Genomic DNA, 19,542 nt, shown 5'->3' with positions numbered 1-19,542 from the left:
GACCGAGAAGAAGTGGTGACAAAGGGGTGCCGAGCAGGTATACCCGCGGGTTCCAAGCTCAGATGTGACTCAAGTCCCTTGCCCGCCGGAAGTCCGGCGGGCAAGGTCGTGCATACCCGTTGACCCGCATGAATACTGGGCGGACCGGCGCCCGAGTCCCCCCACCCCGCACTCGGCCGCCGTCATTCCACCAGCCCCTTGACAGCCCCCCCGGCAGGCGGTTCCCGCTGCGCGACGTACCATGGGGTAAGGCCGTGGCAGGTTTTCGCCCGGTCGAGGCGCGCGTGCCAGGCCGTACGCGACGCCATCCACGATCCCGGGAGAAGCGCCGAAGTGCCCACGCGCCACGACATCCGTAACGTCGCCATCGTCGCCCACGTCGACCATGGCAAGACGACCATCGTCGATGCCATGCTCAAGCAGGCCGGTGCCTTCGCCGCCCACCAGCACCTCGACGACCGCATGATGGACTCGAACGACCTGGAGCGTGAGAAGGGCATCACGATCCTCGCCAAGAACACGGCGGTGAAGTACCACCCCAAGGACGGCGGGGCGCCCATCACGATCAACATCATCGACACCCCCGGCCACGCCGACTTCGGTGGTGAGGTCGAGCGCGGTCTGTCGATGGTGGACGCGGTCGTCCTGCTGGTGGACGCCTCCGAGGGCCCGCTGCCCCAGACCCGCTTCGTCCTGCGCAAGGCTCTGCAGGCGAAGATGCCGGTCATCCTGTGCATCAACAAGACCGACCGCCCGGACTCCCGGATCGACGAGGTCGTCAACGAGACGTACGACCTGTTCCTGGACCTGGACGCGGACGAGGACCAGATCGAGTTCCCGATCGTCTACGCCTGCGGCCGTGACGGCGTGGCCTCGCTGACCAAGCCGGAGGACGGCACCGTCCCGGCGGACAGCGACAGCCTGGAGCCGTTCTTCTCCACCATCCTGGAGCACGTCCCCGCCCCGGTGTACGACGACGAGGCGCCCCTCCAGGCCCACGTCACCAACCTGGACGCCGACAACTTCCTCGGCCGCATCGCGCTCGTCCGCGTCGAGCAGGGCGAGCTCCGCAAGGGCCAGACCGTGGCGTGGATCAAGCGCGACGGCACCATCTCGAACGTCCGCATCACCGAGCTGATGATGACCGAGGCGCTCACCCGCAAGCCCGCCGAGGTGGCGGGCCCGGGTGACATCTGCGCGGTCGCCGGTTTCCCCGACATCATGATCGGCGAGACCCTGGCCGACCCGGAGAACCCGATCGCGCTCCCGCTGATCTCGGTGGACGAGCCGGCGATCTCCATGACCATCGGTACGAACACCTCGCCGCTGGTCGGCCGCGGTGGCACGGGCAAGGGCGCGGACGCCAAGTCCGCGGTCAAGGACCGCAAGGTCACCGCCCGCCAGGTCAAGGACCGTCTCGACCGCGAGCTCATCGGCAACGTCTCCCTCCGCGTGCTCGACACCGAGCGCCCGGACGCCTGGGAGGTCCAGGGCCGCGGTGAGCTCGCGCTCGCCATCCTCGTCGAGCAGATGCGCCGCGAGGGCTTCGAGCTGACCATCGGCAAGCCGCAGGTGGTCACGCAGGAGATCGACGGCAAGGTGCACGAGCCGGTCGAGCGCATGACGATCGACGTCCCCGAGGAGCACATGGGCGCGGTCACGCAGCTCATGGGCGTCCGCAAGGGCCGCATGGACAACATGTCGAACCACGGCTCCGGCTGGGTCCGCATGGAGTTCGTCGTCCCGTCCCGCGGCCTGATCGGCTTCCGTACGGAGTTCCTGACCGGTACGCGCGGCACCGGTATCGCCCACTCGATCCACGAGGGCTACGAGCCGTGGTTCGGCCCGCTGGTGACCCGCAACAACGGTTCGCTGGTCGCGGACCGCGCGGGTTCGGTCACGCCGTTCGCGATGATCAACCTGCAGGAGCGCGGCGTCCTGTTCACCGACCCCGGTACCGAGGTGTACGAGGGCATGATCGTCGGCGAGAACTCGCGCTCCGACGACATGGACGTGAACATCACCAAGGAGAAGAAGCTCACCAACATGCGTGCGGCTTCGGCGGACAACACCGAGAACGTGGTGCCGCCCCGCAAGCTCTCCCTGGAGCAGTCCCTGGAGTTCTGCCGCGACGACGAGTGCGTCGAGGTGACCCCGGAGGCCGTCCGCATCCGCAAGGTCGTCCTGGACCAGAAGGAGCGCTCGCGCACCGCGTCGCGCGCCAAGTCCGCGAAGTAAGGCCCCGGGCCCGCCACCCGGCCCCGCACGGAACTCCCGTGCGGGGCCGGGGTTTTGGCGTGTCCGCTCGGTTTCCGGGCGTGGGTCGCGGGTCCCGTCGCGGCCGGGCGGCCGGTGGTGGGTGACGGAACCGTGTGCAGTTCCCGTTTGTCAAGCGGATTTTCTCGTTCAGGTGTCCGCATACCGACCGTGACACTCCGGAAGGTGAGCCAACCGTCCGTTTCGCACGTGTCTGTCTCCTATCCGTTTGTCCGGATTTCGGGTTTTGGGCATGGGGTGATGTTGTGAAAACGAGACCACTTAAGTGTGGTTTACGGCCTAGGTGTCCCCGAGGATGGCTCCATTGAGCTCGGGTCAATGGGTCACGCGCTGTGGGGAGCGCCGACTCACGAGCACACACGATGGGGCCGGTTTCCGCTGTCAGGGGTGTCAGCGCCGCCGGGCCCTTCACATATCGACAGTGACTCCTGAGGAGGCAATTACCCATGCGCGGAGCAACGAGCGCCAAGTGGGTCGCGGGTGCCGTCATCGTGGCGATGGCCGCCACGGCTTGCGGTACCAGCAAGGACGACGCCGGCAGCAAGGCCGGTGGCAACATCACCGTGGTCCTCGGCGAGCCGCAGCACGGTCTGGTGGGCCAGAACACCGCTGAATCCGAAGGCGCCGAGGTTCTCAACGCGCTCTTCAGCGGCCTGGTCGAGTACGACAACAAGACCAACGAGCCGAAGCTCGCGGTCGCGGAGTCCATCGAGACCACGGACTCCAAGGTCTGGACGATCAAGCTGAAGGACGGCCACACCTTCCACAACGGCGAGAAGGTCGACGCGCAGTCGTTCGTCCGCGCGTGGAACTGGGGTGCCAACCAGGACAACGCGGCCGAGGGCCTGCCGTTCTACGACAAGATCGAGGGCTCCGAGGAGCTGGCGCCGGGCAAGGACAAGAAGCCCACCGCCACCGAGCTCAAGGGCCTCAAGGTCGTCGACGAGAAGACCTTCACCGTCACGCTGAAGGCTCCCTTCTCCCAGTTCAAGACGATGCTGGGCTACAACGCCTTCTACCCGCTGCCCAAGGCCTTCGAAGCCGACCCGCAGAAGTTCGGCGAGGCCCCGATCGGCAACGGTGCCTTCCAGATAGACGGCGCCTGGGAGCACAACAAGCAGATCAAGATCAAGCGCTACGACAAGTACGCCGGCGAGAAGGCGAAGCTCGAGGGCGTCACCTTCAAGATCTACGACAACCTGGACACGGCGTACAACGACCTGCGCGCCGACAACATCCAGATCGTCGACAAGCTCCCGATCTCGGCGATGTCGTCCGTCTCCCAGGAGTTCGGCGACCGCTACCTCTACAAGCCGGAGTCGGGTGTCGGCTACATCGGCCTCCCGCTGAAGACCAACGCCGAGGCGTTCGGCAAGGTCGAGATCCGCAAGGCCATCTCGATGGCCATCGACCGGGACGCCATCACGAAGACCATCTTCAACGGCACCCGCAAGCCGGCGGACGACTTCATCAGCCCCATCGTCCCGGGTTACCGCAAGGGCGCCCTGGGCGAGGTCGGCACGTACAACCCGACCAAGGCCAAGGAGCTCTACACGCAGGCCGGCGGCCTCCCCGGCAACAAGCTGGAGCTCGGCTACAACGCCGACGGCGGCCACAAGGAGTGGATCGAGGCCGTCGCCAACCAGCTGAAGGCGAACCTCGGCATCGAGGTCACCGCCAAGCCGTTCACCAAGTTCGGCGACATGCTGACCGAGCTGGGCGACCAGAAGTACAAGGGCGCCTTCCGCATGGCGTGGTCCATGGACTACCCGGCGGCGGAGAACTACCTCCGTCCGATCTTCTCCAAGATCGCGATCGAGCACGGCTCCAACTACGGCGCCTACGAGAACGCCGAGTTCGAGGCGCTGATGGACCAGGCCGACAAGACCGCCGACGAGGGTGCGGCCCTCAAGCTGTACCAGCAGGCCGATGACGTGATCATCAAGGACCTGCCGTACATCCCGGTCTTCACGTACATGTCTTCCTCGGCCTACTCCAAGTCCGTGAAGAACGTTGAGATCGACGCCCAGGGCCGCATGGACCTGGCCAAGGTCGAGCTCAACTAACACCCCTCTTCACACCAAGGGACACCGGGGGCGGGCAGGCGGAATCAGGTTTCCGCCAGCCTGCCCCTTCCCCCTGCTCTCTGCTGGAGGTCTGATGGGCCGCTACCTCATCCGCCGACTCATACAGGCGATCCCTGTTCTGCTCGGTGCCACGTTCCTGATCTACCTGCTGACCTTCGCCATGCCGGGTGCTGACCCGATCCAGCTTCTGGCAGGTGAGAAGAAGGCAGACCCGCTCGTCGCGGCGATGCTGCGCGAGAAGTACCACCTCGACGACCCGTTCCTGCTGCAGTACTGGAACTACATCACCGGTGTGTTCCAGGGCGACCTCGGCGAGTCCCTGAACGGCCGCAAGGTCCTCGACCAGTTCGCCGAGGCCTTCCCCTACACGGTGAACCTGGCCCTCATGGCTTTCGCCATCGAGGCCGTCGTCGGCGTGCTCGCCGGCGTCATGGCCGCCCTGCGCCGCGGCAAGTTCCTCGACCAGCTGGTCCTGATCTCCACGCTGATGGTCATCTCGATCCCCGTCTTCGTCACCGGCTTCGTGCTGCAGCTGACGCTGGGCGTGCACCTCAAGAACGAGTGGGGCATCGAGATCTTCACGCCCTCGTTCAACGAGCACGACGGCATGGTCGGCTACCTCCTCCCGGCGTTCGTCCTCGCGTCGACCTCCCTGGCGTACGTGGCCCGACTGACCCGTACCAGCCTGATGGAGACGATGCGCGCGGACTACGTGCGCACGGCGACCGCGAAGGGTCTCCCGCGCCGCAAGGTCGTGGTGAACCACGCCCTGCGCAACGCACTCATCCCGATCATCACGTTCCTGGGCGCCGACCTCGGCGCGCTCATGGGCGGTGCGGTCATCACCGAGCGGATCTTCAACATCCACGGCGTCGGCGGCCTGCTCGCCAAGTCCGTGTACCTCAAGGACGGCGCGGTGGTGGTGGGCGGTGTGACCATCCTGGTCCTCGTGTACCTCATCGCGAACCTGCTTGTGGACCTGCTCTACGCCGTGCTCGACCCGAGGATCCGCTATGCGTGACACGACTACGGTGGGGGACTCGATGACCGACACCCAGATAGCCGGAGCCCCCTCCGCCGGCGCCCCGGTCGACCGGCCGGACCCCATGGAGAAGAAGAGCCGCGAGGCCAGCCTCTGGTCCGACGCCCTCAGCGATCTGCGGCGCAACCCGGTCTTCCTGATCGGTGCCTTCCTCGTCCTGTGCATGCTCGTCATCTCGGCGTTCCCGCAGTGGTTCACCAGCGGCAGCCCCTTCGACGCCACGGCCTGCAAGCTGGAGAACTCGCTCAAGACGCCGAGCGGCGACCACTGGTTCGGCTTCGACATCCAGGGCTGCGACGTCTACACCCGTACGGTGTGGGCCGCCCGCAACTCCGTGATCGTCGGCATCGTCACCACCGCGCTGGTGATCGTCGTCGGTGGTTCCCTCGGTCTGCTGGCCGGCTGGGTCGGCGGCATCACGGACAGCATCCTGTCCCGCTTCACCGAGATCTTCTTCGCGATCCCGCTGCTGCTCGGCGGCATGCTGATCATGTCCGCCCTGCCGGGCAACGCCTGGACGGTCTCGCTGGTGCTGGCCATCCTCGGCTGGCCGCAGATCTTCCGCATCATGCGGTCCTCGGTGCTGCAGAACAAGAACAACGACTACGTGATGGCGGCCCGAGCGCTCGGCGCCGGAACCCTGCGCATCACGATGCGGCACATCCTCCCGAACGCCGTCGCCCCCGTCATCGTGGTCGGCGCGATCAGCCTGGGTGTGTACATCTCCGCCGAGGCCGCCCTGTCGTACCTGGGCATCGGCGTCCAGCCCCCGGAGATCTCCTGGGGCCTCATGGTCAGCGACGCGTCCGTCCGCTGGCTCCAGGCCCCGCACGTACTGCTGTTCCCGTCGGCCGCGCTGAGCATCACCGTGCTCGCGTTCATCATGGTCGGCGACGCGGTACGCGACGCCCTCGACCCGAAGCTGCGCTGAGGAAGGGCGTACGTTGACCATCATCGACAAGACCTCGAACGTCCCCGCGCCCCGTTCGGCGCCGGAGGGGACCCCCCTGCTCGACGTGCGCGACCTGCACGTGGAGTTCCACACCCGCGACGGTGTCGCCAAGGCCGTCAACGGCGTCTCGTACTCCGTGAACGCCGGCGAGACCCTCGCCGTCCTCGGCGAGTCCGGCTCCGGCAAGTCCGTGACGGCGCAGGCCATCATGGGCATCCTCGACATGCCCCCCGGCAAGATCCCGTCCGGCGAGATCCTGTTCCAGGGCACCGACCTGCTGAAGCTCCCGGCCGAGGAGTACCGCAAGGTCCGCGGTTCGAAGATCGCCATGATCTTCCAGGACGCGCTGTCCTCGCTGAACCCGGTGCACACCGTCGGCGCCCAGCTCGGTGAGATGTTCCGCGTCCACCGCGGCATGTCCAAGAAGGACGCCACGGCCAAGGCCGTCGAGCTTATGGACCGGGTGAAGATCCCCGCCGCCAAGGCGCGCGTGGGCGACTACCCGCACCAGTTCTCCGGCGGTATGCGCCAGCGCATCATGATCGCCATGGCCATGGCCCTGGAGCCCGACCTGATCATCGCCGACGAGCCCACCACGGCTCTCGACGTGACGGTCCAGGCCCAGGTGATGGACCTGCTCGCGGAGCTCCAGCGCGAGATGAACATGGGCCTCATCCTGATCACCCACGACCTCGGTGTCGTCGCCGACGTCGCGGACAAGATCGCCGTCATGTACGGCGGCCGGATCGTCGAGAACGCCCCGGTCCACGAGATCTACAAGAACCCGGCGCACCCGTACACGCGCGGCCTGCTGGACTCGATCCCGCGCCTGGACCAGAAGGGCCAGGAGCTCTACGCGATCAAGGGCCTGCCGCCGAACCTGCTCAACATCCCCTCGGGCTGCGCCTTCAACCCGCGCTGCCCCAAGGCGCGGGACATCTGCCGCACCGACGTGCCGGTCCTGCACCAGGTGACCGCGCAGGACGGCACCGAGCTGTCCGGCCGCACCAGCGCGTGCCACTTCTGGAAGGAGCAGATCCATGGCTGAGCTCACCGAAAGCGTCACCGAGCGCGAGCCGATCCTCCAGGTCCGCAACCTGGTCAAGCACTTCCCGCTGACCCAGGGCATCCTGTTCAAGAGGCAGGTCGGCGCGGTCAAGGCGGTCGACGGAATCTCCTTCGACCTCTACCGGGGCGAGACTCTCGGCATCGTGGGCGAGTCCGGCTGCGGCAAGTCCACCGTCGCCAAGCTCCTGATGAGCCTGGAAACCGCCACGGCCGGCGAGGTCTTCTACAAGGGCCAGGACATCACCAAGCTGTCCGGCAGGGCGCTCAAGGCCGTCCGCCGCAACATCCAGATGGTGTTCCAGGACCCCTACACCTCGCTGAACCCGCGCATGACGGTAGGCGACATCATCGGGGAGCCCTACGACATCCACCCCGAGGTGGCCCCCAAGGGCGACCGGCGCCGCAAGGTCCAGGACCTCCTGGACGTCGTGGGCCTGAACCCCGAGTACATCAACCGGTACCCGCACCAGTTCTCCGGCGGCCAGCGCCAGCGCATCGGCATCGCCCGCGGCCTCGCGCTCAACCCTGAGATCATCATCTGCGACGAGCCGGTCTCCGCGCTCGACGTGTCGGTGCAGGCGCAGGTCATCAACCTGATGGAGAAGCTCCAGGACGAGTTCGACCTGTCCTACGTCTTCATCGCGCACGACCTGTCGATCGTCCGGCACATCTCGGACCGCGTGGGCGTCATGTACCTCGGCAAGATGGCCGAGATTGGCACCGACGCGCAGATCTACGAACACCCGACGCACCCCTACACGCAGGCGCTGCTGTCGGCCGTCCCGGTCCCCGACCCGGAGGCCCGCGAGGGCCGCGAGCGGATCATCCTCACCGGTGACGTCCCCTCCCCGGCCAACCCGCCGTCGGGCTGCCGCTTCCGCACCCGCTGCTGGAAGGTCCAGGACAAGTGCTCCGTCGAGGAGCCGCTGCTGGCGATCCCGGAGCGCTTCAAGGGGCAGGACACCTTCGCCGCGCACGAGTCGGCGTGCCACTTCGCCGAGGAGAAGGCCGTCCTGGCCGTCTGACCTCCTTCGCGTACGGCGTCCAGGGCGCCCGGGACCGGATCCGTCCGGTCCCGGGCGCCCTGCCGTGCGTCCGGCGACGGCCGGGCCCGGTTGCACCGGCGAGCCGCCGGGCCCGACAGTGGGCCGATGACCGCCATGCTGACCGTCCGGCCCGCCGGGCCCGGGGACGCGTCCGACATCTGCGCCCTGCTCAATGCCGTCGACCGGATCGAGATCGGCCGCCCGGAGACGGGCCTCGGCACGGTCGAGGCCGACCTCAACCACCCGGACGTCGACCTCGCCACCGACTCCTGGCTGGCCTTCCACGGCGGACGGCTCGTCGCCTACGCCCTGGTCTGGGCCGACTCCGGCCCCGGCCGCGTCGACGGCGACCACTACGTGCTGCCGGGCCACCCCGGGGCCGCCGCCGTGCTGCTGGCGCGCATGGAGGCACGGGCCGGCCGGATGGCCGCCGCCCTCGGCCCCGGCCCGGCCACACTGCGGCTGCCGCTCAACACGGCGCCCACCCTCGACCTCGCCCTGCTGCGCGGCCGCGGCTACCGGCCCGTGCACCGCCACCAGGTGATGACCCGGGCCCTGTCCGCTGCGGCCCACCCGCCGCCCGCCCCGCCCGCCGGACTGGACCTGCGCCACTGCGCCGGTGACGAAGCCGACCGGCGCCGGGCCCACGCCCTGGTGGAGAGGGCCTTCGTGGACCACTTCGGCCATGTGGAGCGCCCGTACGGGGCCTGGCTGGACCATCTGGACGCCCGGAACCTGGACTGGTCCCTGGTGTGGATCGCGAGCCTGCCGGGCCGGGGCGACGCGGCCGTCCTGCTCACCCGGGACGACCGCACGAGCATGGGCTGGTTCAGCCACCTCGGCGTACGGGAGGACCTGCGCGGCCGCGGCATCGGCGGCTTCCTGCTGCGCCACGGCTTCGCCGTCTACGCGGCCCGCGGCCGGGACACCGTCGGCCTCGGCGTGGACACCGACAACAAGAGCGGCGCCCTCGCGCTCTACGAGGCGCACGGCATGGGTCTGCACTACGCCGTGGACACCTGGGAGCTGCCTTTGCACTCGCAGGGGTGACAGGCGCGGGACGCACGGGTGCAATCGGTCCAACGGAGAGTGTGGGCGGCTGTACATGGGGTGACATAGGGCCCTACGTGAGTCTTGGGATCCATAGGAGGCACTCCATGCGCGGAGCAACCCACCTCAAGTGGGCCGCATGCGCGGCGGCCGTCGCCCTCGCGGCAACGGCCTGCGGCGGCGGAAGCGACAGCGGCGGAGGCGGTGGCGGCGAGGGAATCGTCTCCTCCTCCTGGGGTGACCCGCAGAACCCGCTGGAGCCCGCCAACACCAACGAGGTGCAGGGCGGCAAGGTCCTCGACATGCTCTTCCGGGGCCTGAAGCGCTACGACCCCAAGACCGGCGCGGCGAACAACATGCTGGCCGAGAAGATCGAGACCACGGACAGCCAGAACTTCACGATCACCCTGAAGGACGGCTGGAAGTTCAGCAACGACGAGCCCGTCACCGCCCAGTCCTTCGTGGACGCCTGGAACTACGGGGCGGACGTCCGCAACAAGCAGAACAACTCGCCGTTCTTCTCGGACATCGTCGGCTACGACGACCTGCACCCGAAGAGCGGCGAACCCAAGACGAAGACGATGAGCGGCCTGGTCGTCAAGGACCCCAAGACCTTCACCGTCGCCCTCAAGGAGAAGTTCTCCACCTGGCCCGAGACCCTCGGCTACCAGGCCTTCTCCCCGCTGCCCAAGGCCTTCTTCACCGACCACTCCGGCTGGCTCGACAAGCCCGTCGGCAACGGCCCGTACACGGTGGACTCCTACACCAAGGGCAGCGGGATGAAGCTGCGCGCCTGGGAGGGGTACCCGGGCGCGGACAAGGCGCAGAACGGCGGCGTGGACCTCAAGGTCTACACGGACAACAACACCGCCTACACCGACCTGATCTCGGGCAACCTCGACCTCGTCGACGACGTCCCGGCGCAGCAGCTGAAGAACGTCAAGAACGACCTCGGCGACCGGTACATCAACCAGCCGGCCCTGATCATCCAGACGCTCACCTTCCCCCTCTACGACCCCCAGTGGGGCAAGGAGGGCATGGACAAGGTCCGCCGGGGCATCTCCCGCGCCGTCAACCGCGACGAGATCACCAAGCAGATCTTCCACGAGACCCGCACGCCCGCGAAGGACTGGACCTCGCCGGCCCTCGGCGACAAGGGCGGCTTCTCCGCGACCGCCTGCGGCGAGGCCTGCGTCTTCGACCCCGCCGCGGCCAAGCAGCTCATCCAGGAGGGCGGCGGGCTGCCGGGCGGGAAGATGACCCTCACCTCGAACGTGGACACCGGCTCGCACCGCGAGTGGATGGACGCCGTCTGCAACAGCATCAACAACGCCCTGGGCGAGGGACCGGTCTGCACGGTCAACCCCGTCGGCACCTTCGCGGACTTCCGCAACCAGCAGAGCTCCTACAAGCTCACCGGACCCTTCCGGTCCGGCTGGCAGGCCGACTACCCCCTGATCCAGAACTTCCTGGAGCCGCTCTACTACACGGGCGCCTCCTCCAACTACGGCAAGTTCAGCAACCCCGACTTCGACAAGCTCATCGACGACGCCAACAAGGAGAGCGACGCCGCCAAGGCGACCGGGATCTTCCAGGACGCCGAGAAGATCCTCGCCGAGCAGATGCCCTCCATCCCGCTCTGGTACCAGAACGGCAGCGCCGGCTACTCCGAGCGGCTCTCGGACGTGGCCCTCAACCAGTTCAGCGTCCCGGTCTACGACCAGATCAAGGTCAGCTGACCCCCCGACGGATCGATCCTGGAGCAGTCCATGGGACGTTATGTGATCCGGCGGCTGCTCCAGATGATCCCGGTGTTCATCGGCAGCACGTTCCTGATCTTCTTCATGGTGTACGCGCTCGGCGACCCGGTCGCGGCCCTGTTCGGCGACAAGGCCCCCGACCCCGCCACCGCCGCCCGCATCCGCAAGGACCTCTATCTCGACCAGCCGCTGTGGAAGCAGTACCTGCACTACATGGGCCAGATCTTCCAGGGCGACTTCGGCACCGCCTTCAACGGGCAGAGCGTGACCTCGCTGATGGCCGCGGCCTTCCCCGTCACCCTGCGCCTGACCGTCGTCGCGATCGTCATCGAGGTCGTCGTGGGGATCACCCTGGGGGTGGTCAGCGGGCTGCGCCGCGGCAAGGCCGTGGACAGCGGCGTCCTCGTGGCCACCCTCGTCGTCATCTCGGTGCCCACCTTCGTCACCGGCTACCTGCTCCAGTACCTCTTCGGCGTCCAATGGGGCTGGGTGCGGCCCACCGTCTCACCGGACGCGCCCTTCAGCGAGCTGATCCTGCCCGGCATCGTCCTGGCCCTGGTCTCCCTCGCGTACGTCACCCGCCTCTCGCGCACCTCCATCGCCGAGAACGTCAAGGCCGACTACGTGCGCACCGCCGTGGCCAAGGGGCTGCCGCGCCGCCGGGTCATCACCCGCCACCTGCTGCGCAACTCCCTGATCCCGGTGGTCACCTTCATCGGCACCGACATCGGCGCCCTCATGGGCGGGGCCATCGTCACCGAGCGGATCTTCAACATCCACGGCGTCGGCTACCAGCTCTACCAGGGCATCCTGCGCAACAACGCCCCCACGGTGGTCGGGTTCGTGACCATCCTCGTCATCGTCTTCCTCCTGGCGAACCTGCTCGTCGACCTGCTCTACGCGGTCCTGGACCCGAGGATCCGTTATGCCTGAGCCCGAGAGCCCCCAGGGCGCCGGCGGCTACGACCCCGTGGGCCCCCGCCCGCGCGAGGCCATCTCCCCCACCGGACAGGGCGGCGCCATGGATCTCGCCCTGGAGGAGGCCGAGAGCCTGGAGGAGGCCCCCGTACCCGGCGGCCCCCGCGAGAAGGCCCGCTCCCTGTGGTCCGACGCCTGGCACCAGCTGCGCCGCAACCCCGTCTTCGTCCTCAGCTCCCTGCTGATCCTCTTCCTCGTCGTCATCTCCCTCTGGCCGCAGCTCATCGCCAGTGGGGACCCGCTCCGGTGCGACCTGTCCCAATCGCAGCAGGGCGCCGCCCCCGGCCACCCCTTCGGCTACGACACCCAGGGCTGCGACGTGTACACCCGTACCGTCTACGGGGCCCGCGCCTCCATCACCGTGGGCGTCTGCGCCACCCTCGGCGCGGCCCTGCTCGGCTCCGCCCTCGGCGGCCTCGCCGGGTTCTTCGGCAGCTGGAGCGACGCCCTGCTCTCCCGGGTCGCCGACATCTTCTTCGGCATCCCGGTGATCCTCGGCGGCCTCGTCTTCCTGTCCGTGGTCACCAGCACCACCGTCTGGCCGGTGGTCGGCTTCATCATCCTGCTCGGCTGGCCGCAGATCGCCCGCATCGCCCGCGGCTCCGTGATCACCGCCAAGCACAACGACTACGTCCAGGCGGCGCGGGCCCTCGGGGCGGGCAACGCACGGATGCTGCTGCGGCACGTCGCGCCCAACGCCGTCGCCCCCGTCATCGTCGTCGCCACCATCGCCCTGGGCACCTACATCGCCCTGGAGGCCACCCTGTCCTTCCTCGGAGTCGGCCTGCGCCCGCCCACCGTCTCCTGGGGCATCGACATCTCCAACGCCGCCCCGCAGATCCGCAACGCCCCGCACATGCTGCTGTACCCCGCGGGCGCGCTCAGCCTGACCGTGCTCGCCTTCATCATGCTCGGCGACGCGGTGCGCGACGCCCTCGACCCCAAGCTGCGCTGAGGAGCCCGTACATGCTGCTCGAAGTCCGGGACCTGCACGTGGAGTTCACCACGCGCGACGGAGTCGCCAAGGCGGTCAACGGCGTCAACTACTCGGTGGACGAGGGCGAGACCCTCGCCGTGCTCGGCGAGTCCGGCTCCGGCAAATCGGTCACCGCCCAGGCCGTGATGGGCATCCTGGACATGCCGCCGGGCCGGATCGCGGGCGGCGAGATCCTCTTCCAGGGCAAGGACCTCCTGCGGATGAAGGAGGAGGAGCGGCGCACGGTCCGCGGCGCCAGGATGGCCATGATCTTCCAGGACGCCCTGTCCTCCCTGAATCCCGTCCTGAGCGTGGGCGCGCAGCTCGGCGAGATGTACGAGGTGCACCGCGGGATGTCCCGCAGGGACGCCAAGGCGAAGGCCGTCGACCTGATGGACCGGGTCAAGATCCCCGCCGCGAAGCAGCGGGTGGGGGACTACCCGCACCAGTTCTCCGGCGGCATGCGCCAGCGCATCATGATCGCCATGGCGCTGGCCCTGGAACCCTCGCTGATCATCGCCGACGAGCCGACCACGGCTCTCGACGTGACCGTCCAGGCCCAGGTCATGGACCTGCTGGCCGAGCTCCAGCGCGAGCTGAACATGGGTCTGATCCTGATCACCCACGACCTCGGCGTCGTCGCCGACGTCGCGGACAAGATCGCGGTCATGTACGCCGGCCGGATCGTCGAGGCGGCCCCGGTCCACGAGATCTACCGGGCGCCCGCCCACCCGTACACCCGCGGCCTGCTGGACTCCATCCCCCGCCTGGACCAGAAGGGCCAGGAGCTCTACGCGATCAAGGGACTGCCGCCCAACCTGCTGGCCATCCCGCCGGGGTGCGCCTTCAACCCGCGCTGCCCGATGGCGCAGCCGGTATGCCGCACGGACGTCCCGCCGCTGTACGAGATCACCGGCTCCCCCGTGCCGCGCAGCAGCGCCTGCCACTTCTGGAAGGAGTGCCTCCATGCCTGAGCCCCTTCTGGAAGTGAAGGACCTCGTCAAGCACTACCCGCTGACCCGGGGCATCGTCATCCGCAAACAGGTCGGCGCCGTCAAGGCCGTCGACGGGGTCTCCTTCGCCCTGCGCCCCGGCGAGACCCTGGGCATCGTCGGCGAGTCCGGCTGCGGGAAGTCCACCGTGGCCAAGATGCTGGTCAACCTGGAGCGGCCGACCGCAGGCGCGATCTCGTACAAGGGCGAGGACATCACCCGGCTGTCCGGCCGGGCGCTGAAGGCCGTGCGCCGCAACATCCAGATGGTGTTCCAGGACCCGTACACCTCGCTGAACCCGCGGATGACCGTCGGCGACATCATCGGCGAGCCGTACGAGATCCACCCCGAGGCGGCCCCCAAGGGCGACCGCAGGCGCAAGGTCCAGGAGCTCCTGGACGTGGTCGGCCTGAATCCGGAGTACATCAACCGCTACCCGCACCAGTTCTCCGGCGGCCAGCGCCAGCGCATCGGCATCGCCCGCGGCCTCGCCCTGCGCCCCGAGGTCATCGTCGCCGACGAGCCGGTCTCCGCATTGGACGTCTCCGTCCAGGCCCAGGTCATCAACCTCCTGGAGCGCCTCCAGGACGACTTCGGCCTGTCCTACGTGTTCATCGCGCACGACCTGTCGATCGTGCGGCACATCTCCGACCGCGTCGGTGTCATGTACCTGGGGCGGATCGTGGAGATCGGCACCGACACCCAGATCTACGACCACCCCACCCACCCGTACACCCAGGCCCTGCTCTCGGCCGTGCCCGTGCCCGACCCGCTGGCCCGCGCGCACCGCGAGCGGATCATCCTCTCCGGGGACGTGCCCTCGCCCGCCGACCCGCCGTCCGGCTGCCGCTTCCGCACCCGCTGCTGGAAGGCCGAGGCGCGCTGTGCGCAGGAGGTTCCGCTGCTCGCGGTCCCGGCCGCCTTCCCTGCGGGGCCGGCCGCGCATCCGTCGGCCTGTCACTTCGCGGCGGAGAAGCAGGTCGTCCCGCATACGGCTCCGCCGCCCGCCCCGCCCCTGGCTGCCCCGGGCGTGCCCGGCGCGCCCGGCGCGCCGGGTCGGTCCGGTCCGTCGGCGGAGTAGCCCCCGGGCGGTGGCCGCGCCCCACGCGTCCGTTGTGCCTCAGCTGTCCCATCCGTCCGACCGGTCATTTCTCGCCACCCGGGCACACGTCGTCCCGTGACCCGGCTCACCGCCCCAACGCCGTCCACGCCCGGGCAACTTGCCCGCATCTGCCCCGAGATGAGGGCCGTGCAGCCTGGACGGTGTACGGCCGTGCGGGTGCCGACGGCCGGTCGGAGCGGCGCTCGGCCTGTCCGGCCGGCCACCCCCGTGCCCCTCGCCATGCGCGGCGTGCGCCCCTCGTGCTGCCGGATTTCGATCGATGCGCTGGCACGGATAGTTATGATCCGTAGCACGCGGTGGGTATGCATCCTGCCGAGCACGAATATGCGCACCGATGTCCGCTCGACGTGGAGGTGAAACGCCGTGGCACTCTCGATCTCCGCCGTGGTGCTGCTGGCGATCATCGTCTTCCTGCTGGTCCGCAAATCGGGCCTGAAGGCAGGACACGCGGTGGTCTGCGTACTTCTCGGCTTCTACCTGGCCAGTTCCACCGTGGCCCCGACCCTCAGTCAGCTCACGTCCAACGTGGCCAGCATGATCAGCGGCCTCAAGTTCTAGTGCTGTGGCCGGAGAGGTGCCGTGCCGGGCGCCGCGACCCGGTGAACCTTTCCGGTCAGAGCACCAGGGGAGCCACCCTCTAGGCTTGGGCCATGAACGGTCTTCCCGCCCGTCGTCTGCTGCTCGTGCACGCACATCCGGACGACGAGTCGATCAACAACGGCGTCACCATGGCCAAGTACGCCGCCGAGGGCGTCCACGTCACCCTGGTGACGTGCACCCTCGGCGAGGAAGGCGAGGTCATCCCGCCCGCCCTCGCCCACCTCGCGGCGGACCGGGACGACACCCTGGGGGCCCACCGCACCGCCGAGCTCGCCGACGCCATGGCCGAACTCGGCGTCACCGACCACCGGTTCCTCGGCGGCCCCGGCCGCTTCCGGGACTCCGGGATGATGGGCGCGCCGCAGAACGACCGCCCGGAGGCCTTCTGGTCAGCCGACGTGGACGAGGCGGCCGCCTACCTGGTCGAGGTGGTCCGCGAGGTGCGCCCGCAGGTGCTCGTCACCTACGACCCCGACGGCGGGTACGGACACCCGGACCACATCCAGGCCCACCGCGTCGCCATGCGCGCCGCGGAACTCGCCGCGGAGGGCGCCTACCGGCGGGACCTCGGGGACCCGCACACCATCGAGAAGATCTACTGGAACCGGGTGCCCCGCTCGGTGGTCGAGGAGGGGTTCGCCGCACTGCGGGCCCCCGGAGCCGCCGCGGCCTTCCCGGCTCTGGCCACCCCCGCCGACGTGCCCGGGGTCGTCGAGGACGGGCGGATCACCACCGAGATCGCCGGCGAGGACCGCCATGCCGCAGCCAAGGCGGCCGCCATGCGGGCGCACGCCACCCAGGTGGCCGTGGCCGGGAGCGTCTTCGCCCTCTCCAACGACCTGGCGCAGCCGCTGCTCACCCGCGAGTTCTACGAACGGGTGGCGGGCCCCCCGGGCGCCCCGGCGGGCGGGCGCGAGCACGACCTCTTCGCGGGGGTGGGGGTGTGAGCGGGACGCTGACGCCGGGACGGATCGCCGCCTGCCTGGGCCTGTTGGCCGCGGGCGCACTGACCGGAGCGGCCGGCTGGCTGGTGGTGGACCTGTGGTTCCCCGCCGGCCTGCTGCTCGGACTCCTCGCCCTCTTCGGGCTGTTCCTCGGGGGCCGCATCCTCCTCGGGACCGGGCTCGGCGTCGGCGGGGCCGCCGCCGGCTGGTTCCTCGCGTACGTGGTCCTCAGCCTCCCCCGGCCGGAGGGCGACTTCCTGCTTGGTTCGTCCGGTATCGGTATGTACGCGTATCTTTTGGGTGGAACGGTGCTCGCTGTGATGTGTGCCACGATGCGCGATCCGCGGCATCGTCCGATTCCGGCCGCCCCGCCTGCCAAGTGACGTGGTGTCGGACCCTCCGCGGGAGGTGCCCGGGGCGGTCCGGGGGCCGCTTGAGAGGGGTTTGACCGGGGTCATGGGGAACCTTGGATTCCCCGTGGTCAGTTGCGCCCGGGCGGCGGCCAGTATGGTGGACGGGCCGCCGAGCTGCCCGCGCACGGTATGACGGGCGGCGGAGCCAACCGGGAGAACCTGCCTTGAGTCGTGAAACTGACAGTTCGTCCTCCGGGCCCCAGGGGCGCGGCGGAGCCGCTTACCCCTCGGGTACGCCGCCGTATGGAACCGGCCAGTATCCGTCCACGGACGCTGCGGCGACCGCCCCGGAGGAGAACCCTGTGACGTCGAAGCCGTCCACGCCCGAGTCCGACGGGCCCAAGACCGAGACCACACTGACGACGCGGATCCGGATCAACATCCCCGGTTCGCGTCCGATCCCGCCCGTGGTCGTCCGCAAGGCCATGGGGGCCAACCCCGTCGACGGAGCGCCCGCCGCACCGCAGGAGCAGCCGGCCGCCGAGCCCCGGCTGGAGGTGCGTCCCAAGCCCCGGCCGACCCGGATCGAGGCCGCGCCGGAGCCGGGACCCGGCGTACCGGGCTCCGCCCCCGCCCCCGCGCAGGGGCCCGGAGCGGGCGAGGGAGAGGCGCCCAGCAACTGGTTCGCCCCCCGCAAGACCGCCCCGGTCGGCCAGCCGGGTCCGCAGGGTCAGCCGGGTCCGCAGGGCCGGCCCGGTCCGCAGGGCCGGCCGGCGGCCGCGCAGCCGCCCGCGCCCGGCCTGCAGTCCGCCGCCCCGGCCCCCGCGGCCCCGCAGCCGCCCGCGCCCCACGCCGGCTACGCCCCGCCCCGCACCACCGCGCCCCCGCCGGTCCCCGGCGCCGGGTACGCCCCGCCGCGCACCACCGCGCCGCCGCCGGTCCCCGGCACGGGCGGCGGCTACGGCGCGGGCCCGCAGCCCGGCGGCCCCGGCGCGGGCGCCACCCAGGGCTTCCCGGCGTACGGCGGCGGCCAGGACGACAGCGGCCCCGTCACCGAGGCCTTCCCCGTCTACGACAGCCAGGGCGGGGTCCCGGCCGGCCCCACCGGCGGACCCGGCTACGGCAGCGCCCCCGTCGACGGGCCGCGCCCCGGCGAGGCGCCCCGCTGGCCCGGGCCCGAGCTCGACACCCCGGGCCAGAGCCCGCTGCCGGCCCCGGCCCCGGCGCCGGCCCCCGTGCCCGCCCCGGGACCGGCGGCCGCCCGCCCGGCGGACCCGAAGCCGAGCAGCTCCGCCAAGCCCGCCAGGAAGGGCCGTTCCAAGCTGGTCCTCCTCGGCGGCGGCCTGGTGGCCCTCGTCGGCCTCGCCTACGGCGCCGGGCTGCTCCTGAACCATTCCGACGTACCCAAGGGCACCACCGTCCTCGGCGTCGACATCAGCGGCAGCCGGGACGAGGCCGTGGCCAAGCTCCAGCAGGCCTTCGGCACCCGGGCGGCCGCCCCGCTCCAGCTGAGCGTCGGCGGCAAGGCCGTCGAGCTCAAGCCGGAGAAGGCCGGCCTGACCCTGGACAGCCAGACCACCGTCCGCAATGCGGCGGGCAGCGACTACAACCCCGTCACCGTGATCGGCTCGCTCCTCGGCCAGGAGCGCACGGCCACCGCCGTGATGCCGGTCGACGAGGAGAAGCTCCAGGTCGCGCTCCAGGAGCTGGCGAGCACCGCGGGCACCGCCACCGAGGGCACGATCACCTTCGACACGGGCAAGCCCGTCGCCGTCCCCGGCACGGCCGGCTCCACCCTCGACGTGGACGCCTCCGCGGAGCAGGTCACCCAGGCCTTCCGGGACATGGTGGCCGACGGCAAGGCGGGCCCCGTCGAACTGCCCGTCACCACCAAGTCGCCGGTCATCGACCAGGCCGAACTCGACCGCGCGATGAAGAGCTTCGCCGAGCCGGCGATGTCGGCCAACGCCGTGGTCTCGGCGGGCGGCAAGAAGATCGCCTTCGGCAGCAAGTCCCTGCCCCGCATCCTCAGCATGCAGGCCGTGGACGGGCACCTCGTCGAGAAGTTCGACCTCGACGCCCTGAAGGCGACCTACGGGAACACCTTCGACGGGGTCCTGATCACCCGGGGCACCGGCGCCAAGACGCCCGTCACCCCGCAGGACGTCGCCGGAGCCCTCGGCACCGCCCTGCGCGGCAAGACCACGGCCGAGCGGACCGCGGTCATCGACACCAACGCCGGATAGGCCCCGCCGCCGGCCCGCGGCCCCCGTCCCGGAACCCGGGCCGGGGGC

Annotated in this window: 16 protein-coding genes; all 16 read left to right on the top strand. The window is 69.8% G+C overall.

The window, feature by feature from the left end:
- Positions 1 to 333: 333 nt before the first annotated feature.
- On the top strand, positions 334 to 2,238 hold the full coding sequence (typA, locus tag ACLJTM_RS04880; protein WP_411102064.1) for a translational GTPase TypA: 1,905 nt from the start codon (positions 334 to 336) through the stop codon (positions 2,236 to 2,238).
- Between the two features lie 485 nt (positions 2,239 to 2,723).
- Positions 2,724 to 4,343 (top strand): ABC transporter substrate-binding protein, encoded by a 1,620-nt coding sequence (locus ACLJTM_RS04875; protein WP_411102063.1) that lies wholly within the window; start codon positions 2,724 to 2,726, stop codon positions 4,341 to 4,343.
- 94 nt (positions 4,344 to 4,437) lie between these two features.
- A complete protein-coding gene (locus tag ACLJTM_RS04870) occupies positions 4,438 to 5,385 on the top strand; it encodes an ABC transporter permease (protein WP_411102062.1) in 948 nt (315 codons plus the stop codon).
- Positions 5,378 to 6,337 (top strand): ABC transporter permease, encoded by a 960-nt coding sequence (locus tag ACLJTM_RS04865; protein ID WP_411102061.1) that lies wholly within the window; start codon positions 5,378 to 5,380, stop codon positions 6,335 to 6,337. The genes ACLJTM_RS04870 and ACLJTM_RS04865 overlap by 8 nt, the downstream gene beginning before the upstream one ends.
- Positions 6,338 to 6,350: 13 nt before the next feature.
- A complete protein-coding gene (locus ACLJTM_RS04860) occupies positions 6,351 to 7,406 on the top strand; it encodes an ABC transporter ATP-binding protein (RefSeq protein WP_411102060.1) in 1,056 nt (351 codons plus the stop codon).
- Entirely contained in the window at positions 7,399 to 8,451 is a 1,053-nt protein-coding gene (locus ACLJTM_RS04855; protein WP_411102059.1) for an ABC transporter ATP-binding protein, read from the top strand. The genes ACLJTM_RS04860 and ACLJTM_RS04855 overlap by 8 nt, the downstream gene beginning before the upstream one ends.
- Positions 8,452 to 8,577: 126 nt before the next feature.
- On the top strand, positions 8,578 to 9,522 hold the full coding sequence (locus ACLJTM_RS04850) for a GNAT family N-acetyltransferase (RefSeq protein ID WP_411102058.1): 945 nt from the start codon (positions 8,578 to 8,580) through the stop codon (positions 9,520 to 9,522).
- 107 nt (positions 9,523 to 9,629) lie between these two features.
- Complete coding sequence (locus ACLJTM_RS04845) at positions 9,630 to 11,261, top strand: ABC transporter substrate-binding protein (RefSeq protein WP_411102057.1); 1,632 nt, start codon at positions 9,630 to 9,632, stop codon at positions 11,259 to 11,261.
- Between the two features lie 30 nt (positions 11,262 to 11,291).
- Positions 11,292 to 12,215, top strand: a complete 924-nt coding sequence (locus ACLJTM_RS04840) for an ABC transporter permease (protein WP_411102056.1) — start codon at positions 11,292 to 11,294, stop codon at positions 12,213 to 12,215.
- Positions 12,208 to 13,215 carry an ABC transporter permease gene (locus ACLJTM_RS04835; protein ID WP_411102055.1) on the top strand — a complete coding sequence of 336 codons (1,008 nt, stop codon included), beginning with the start codon at positions 12,208 to 12,210 and terminating at the stop codon, positions 13,213 to 13,215. The genes ACLJTM_RS04840 and ACLJTM_RS04835 overlap by 8 nt, the downstream gene beginning before the upstream one ends.
- Before the next feature lie 11 nt (positions 13,216 to 13,226).
- A complete protein-coding gene (locus ACLJTM_RS04830; protein WP_411102054.1) occupies positions 13,227 to 14,210 on the top strand; it encodes an ABC transporter ATP-binding protein in 984 nt (327 codons plus the stop codon).
- Positions 14,203 to 15,309: an ABC transporter ATP-binding protein gene (locus ACLJTM_RS04825; RefSeq protein WP_411102053.1), complete on the top strand. Its 1,107-nt coding sequence runs from the start codon at positions 14,203 to 14,205 to the stop codon at positions 15,307 to 15,309. The genes ACLJTM_RS04830 and ACLJTM_RS04825 overlap by 8 nt, the downstream gene beginning before the upstream one ends.
- A 405-nt stretch (positions 15,310 to 15,714) precedes the next feature.
- Positions 15,715 to 15,909: a hypothetical protein gene (locus ACLJTM_RS04820; protein WP_215011896.1), complete on the top strand. Its 195-nt coding sequence runs from the start codon at positions 15,715 to 15,717 to the stop codon at positions 15,907 to 15,909.
- A 92-nt stretch (positions 15,910 to 16,001) separates the two neighbouring features.
- The gene (mshB, locus tag ACLJTM_RS04815) at positions 16,002 to 16,898 is read left to right on the top strand and encodes an N-acetyl-1-D-myo-inositol-2-amino-2-deoxy-alpha-D-glucopyranoside deacetylase (RefSeq protein WP_411102052.1); all 897 of its coding nucleotides are present in this window, start codon (positions 16,002 to 16,004) and stop codon (positions 16,896 to 16,898) included.
- Positions 16,895 to 17,278 carry a DUF6113 family protein gene (locus ACLJTM_RS04810; protein ID WP_411102051.1) on the top strand — a complete coding sequence of 128 codons (384 nt, stop codon included), beginning with the start codon at positions 16,895 to 16,897 and terminating at the stop codon, positions 17,276 to 17,278. Before mshB ends, ACLJTM_RS04810 begins: the two co-directional genes overlap by 4 nt.
- A 332-nt stretch (positions 17,279 to 17,610) precedes the next feature.
- Entirely contained in the window at positions 17,611 to 19,494 is a 1,884-nt protein-coding gene (locus ACLJTM_RS04805) for a peptidoglycan binding domain-containing protein (RefSeq protein ID WP_411102050.1), read from the top strand.
- Positions 19,495 to 19,542: the final 48 nt, after the last annotated feature.

The organism is Streptomyces sp. cmx-4-9 (assembly GCF_046548835.1).
Classification (GTDB): Bacteria; Actinomycetota; Actinomycetes; order Streptomycetales; family Streptomycetaceae; genus Streptomyces.
The sequence above is the reverse complement of the archived record's forward strand: the minus strand, read 5'-3'. Positions and strand labels throughout refer to the sequence as shown.

What these genes read in the sequence shown, in the direction of transcription:
- ACLJTM_RS04875 (WP_411102063.1), top strand. Translation starts at nt 2,724, where the DNA reads ATGCGCGGAGCAACGAGCGCCAAGTGGGTCGCGGGTGCCGTCATCGTG.
- ACLJTM_RS04870 (WP_411102062.1), top strand. Translation starts at nt 4,438, where the DNA reads ATGGGCCGCTACCTCATCCGCCGACTCATACAGGCGATCCCTGTTCTG.
- ACLJTM_RS04865 (WP_411102061.1), top strand. Translation starts at nt 5,378, where the DNA reads ATGCGTGACACGACTACGGTGGGGGACTCGATGACCGACACCCAGATA.
- ACLJTM_RS04855 (WP_411102059.1), top strand. Translation starts at nt 7,399, where the DNA reads ATGGCTGAGCTCACCGAAAGCGTCACCGAGCGCGAGCCGATCCTCCAG.
- ACLJTM_RS04850 (WP_411102058.1), top strand. Translation starts at nt 8,578, where the DNA reads ATGACCGCCATGCTGACCGTCCGGCCCGCCGGGCCCGGGGACGCGTCC.
- ACLJTM_RS04845 (WP_411102057.1), top strand. Translation starts at nt 9,630, where the DNA reads ATGCGCGGAGCAACCCACCTCAAGTGGGCCGCATGCGCGGCGGCCGTC.
- ACLJTM_RS04840 (WP_411102056.1), top strand. Translation starts at nt 11,292, where the DNA reads ATGGGACGTTATGTGATCCGGCGGCTGCTCCAGATGATCCCGGTGTTC.
- ACLJTM_RS04835 (WP_411102055.1), top strand. Translation starts at nt 12,208, where the DNA reads ATGCCTGAGCCCGAGAGCCCCCAGGGCGCCGGCGGCTACGACCCCGTG.
- ACLJTM_RS04830 (WP_411102054.1), top strand. Translation starts at nt 13,227, where the DNA reads ATGCTGCTCGAAGTCCGGGACCTGCACGTGGAGTTCACCACGCGCGAC.
- ACLJTM_RS04825 (WP_411102053.1), top strand. Translation starts at nt 14,203, where the DNA reads ATGCCTGAGCCCCTTCTGGAAGTGAAGGACCTCGTCAAGCACTACCCG.
- mshB (WP_411102052.1), top strand. Translation starts at nt 16,002, where the DNA reads ATGAACGGTCTTCCCGCCCGTCGTCTGCTGCTCGTGCACGCACATCCG.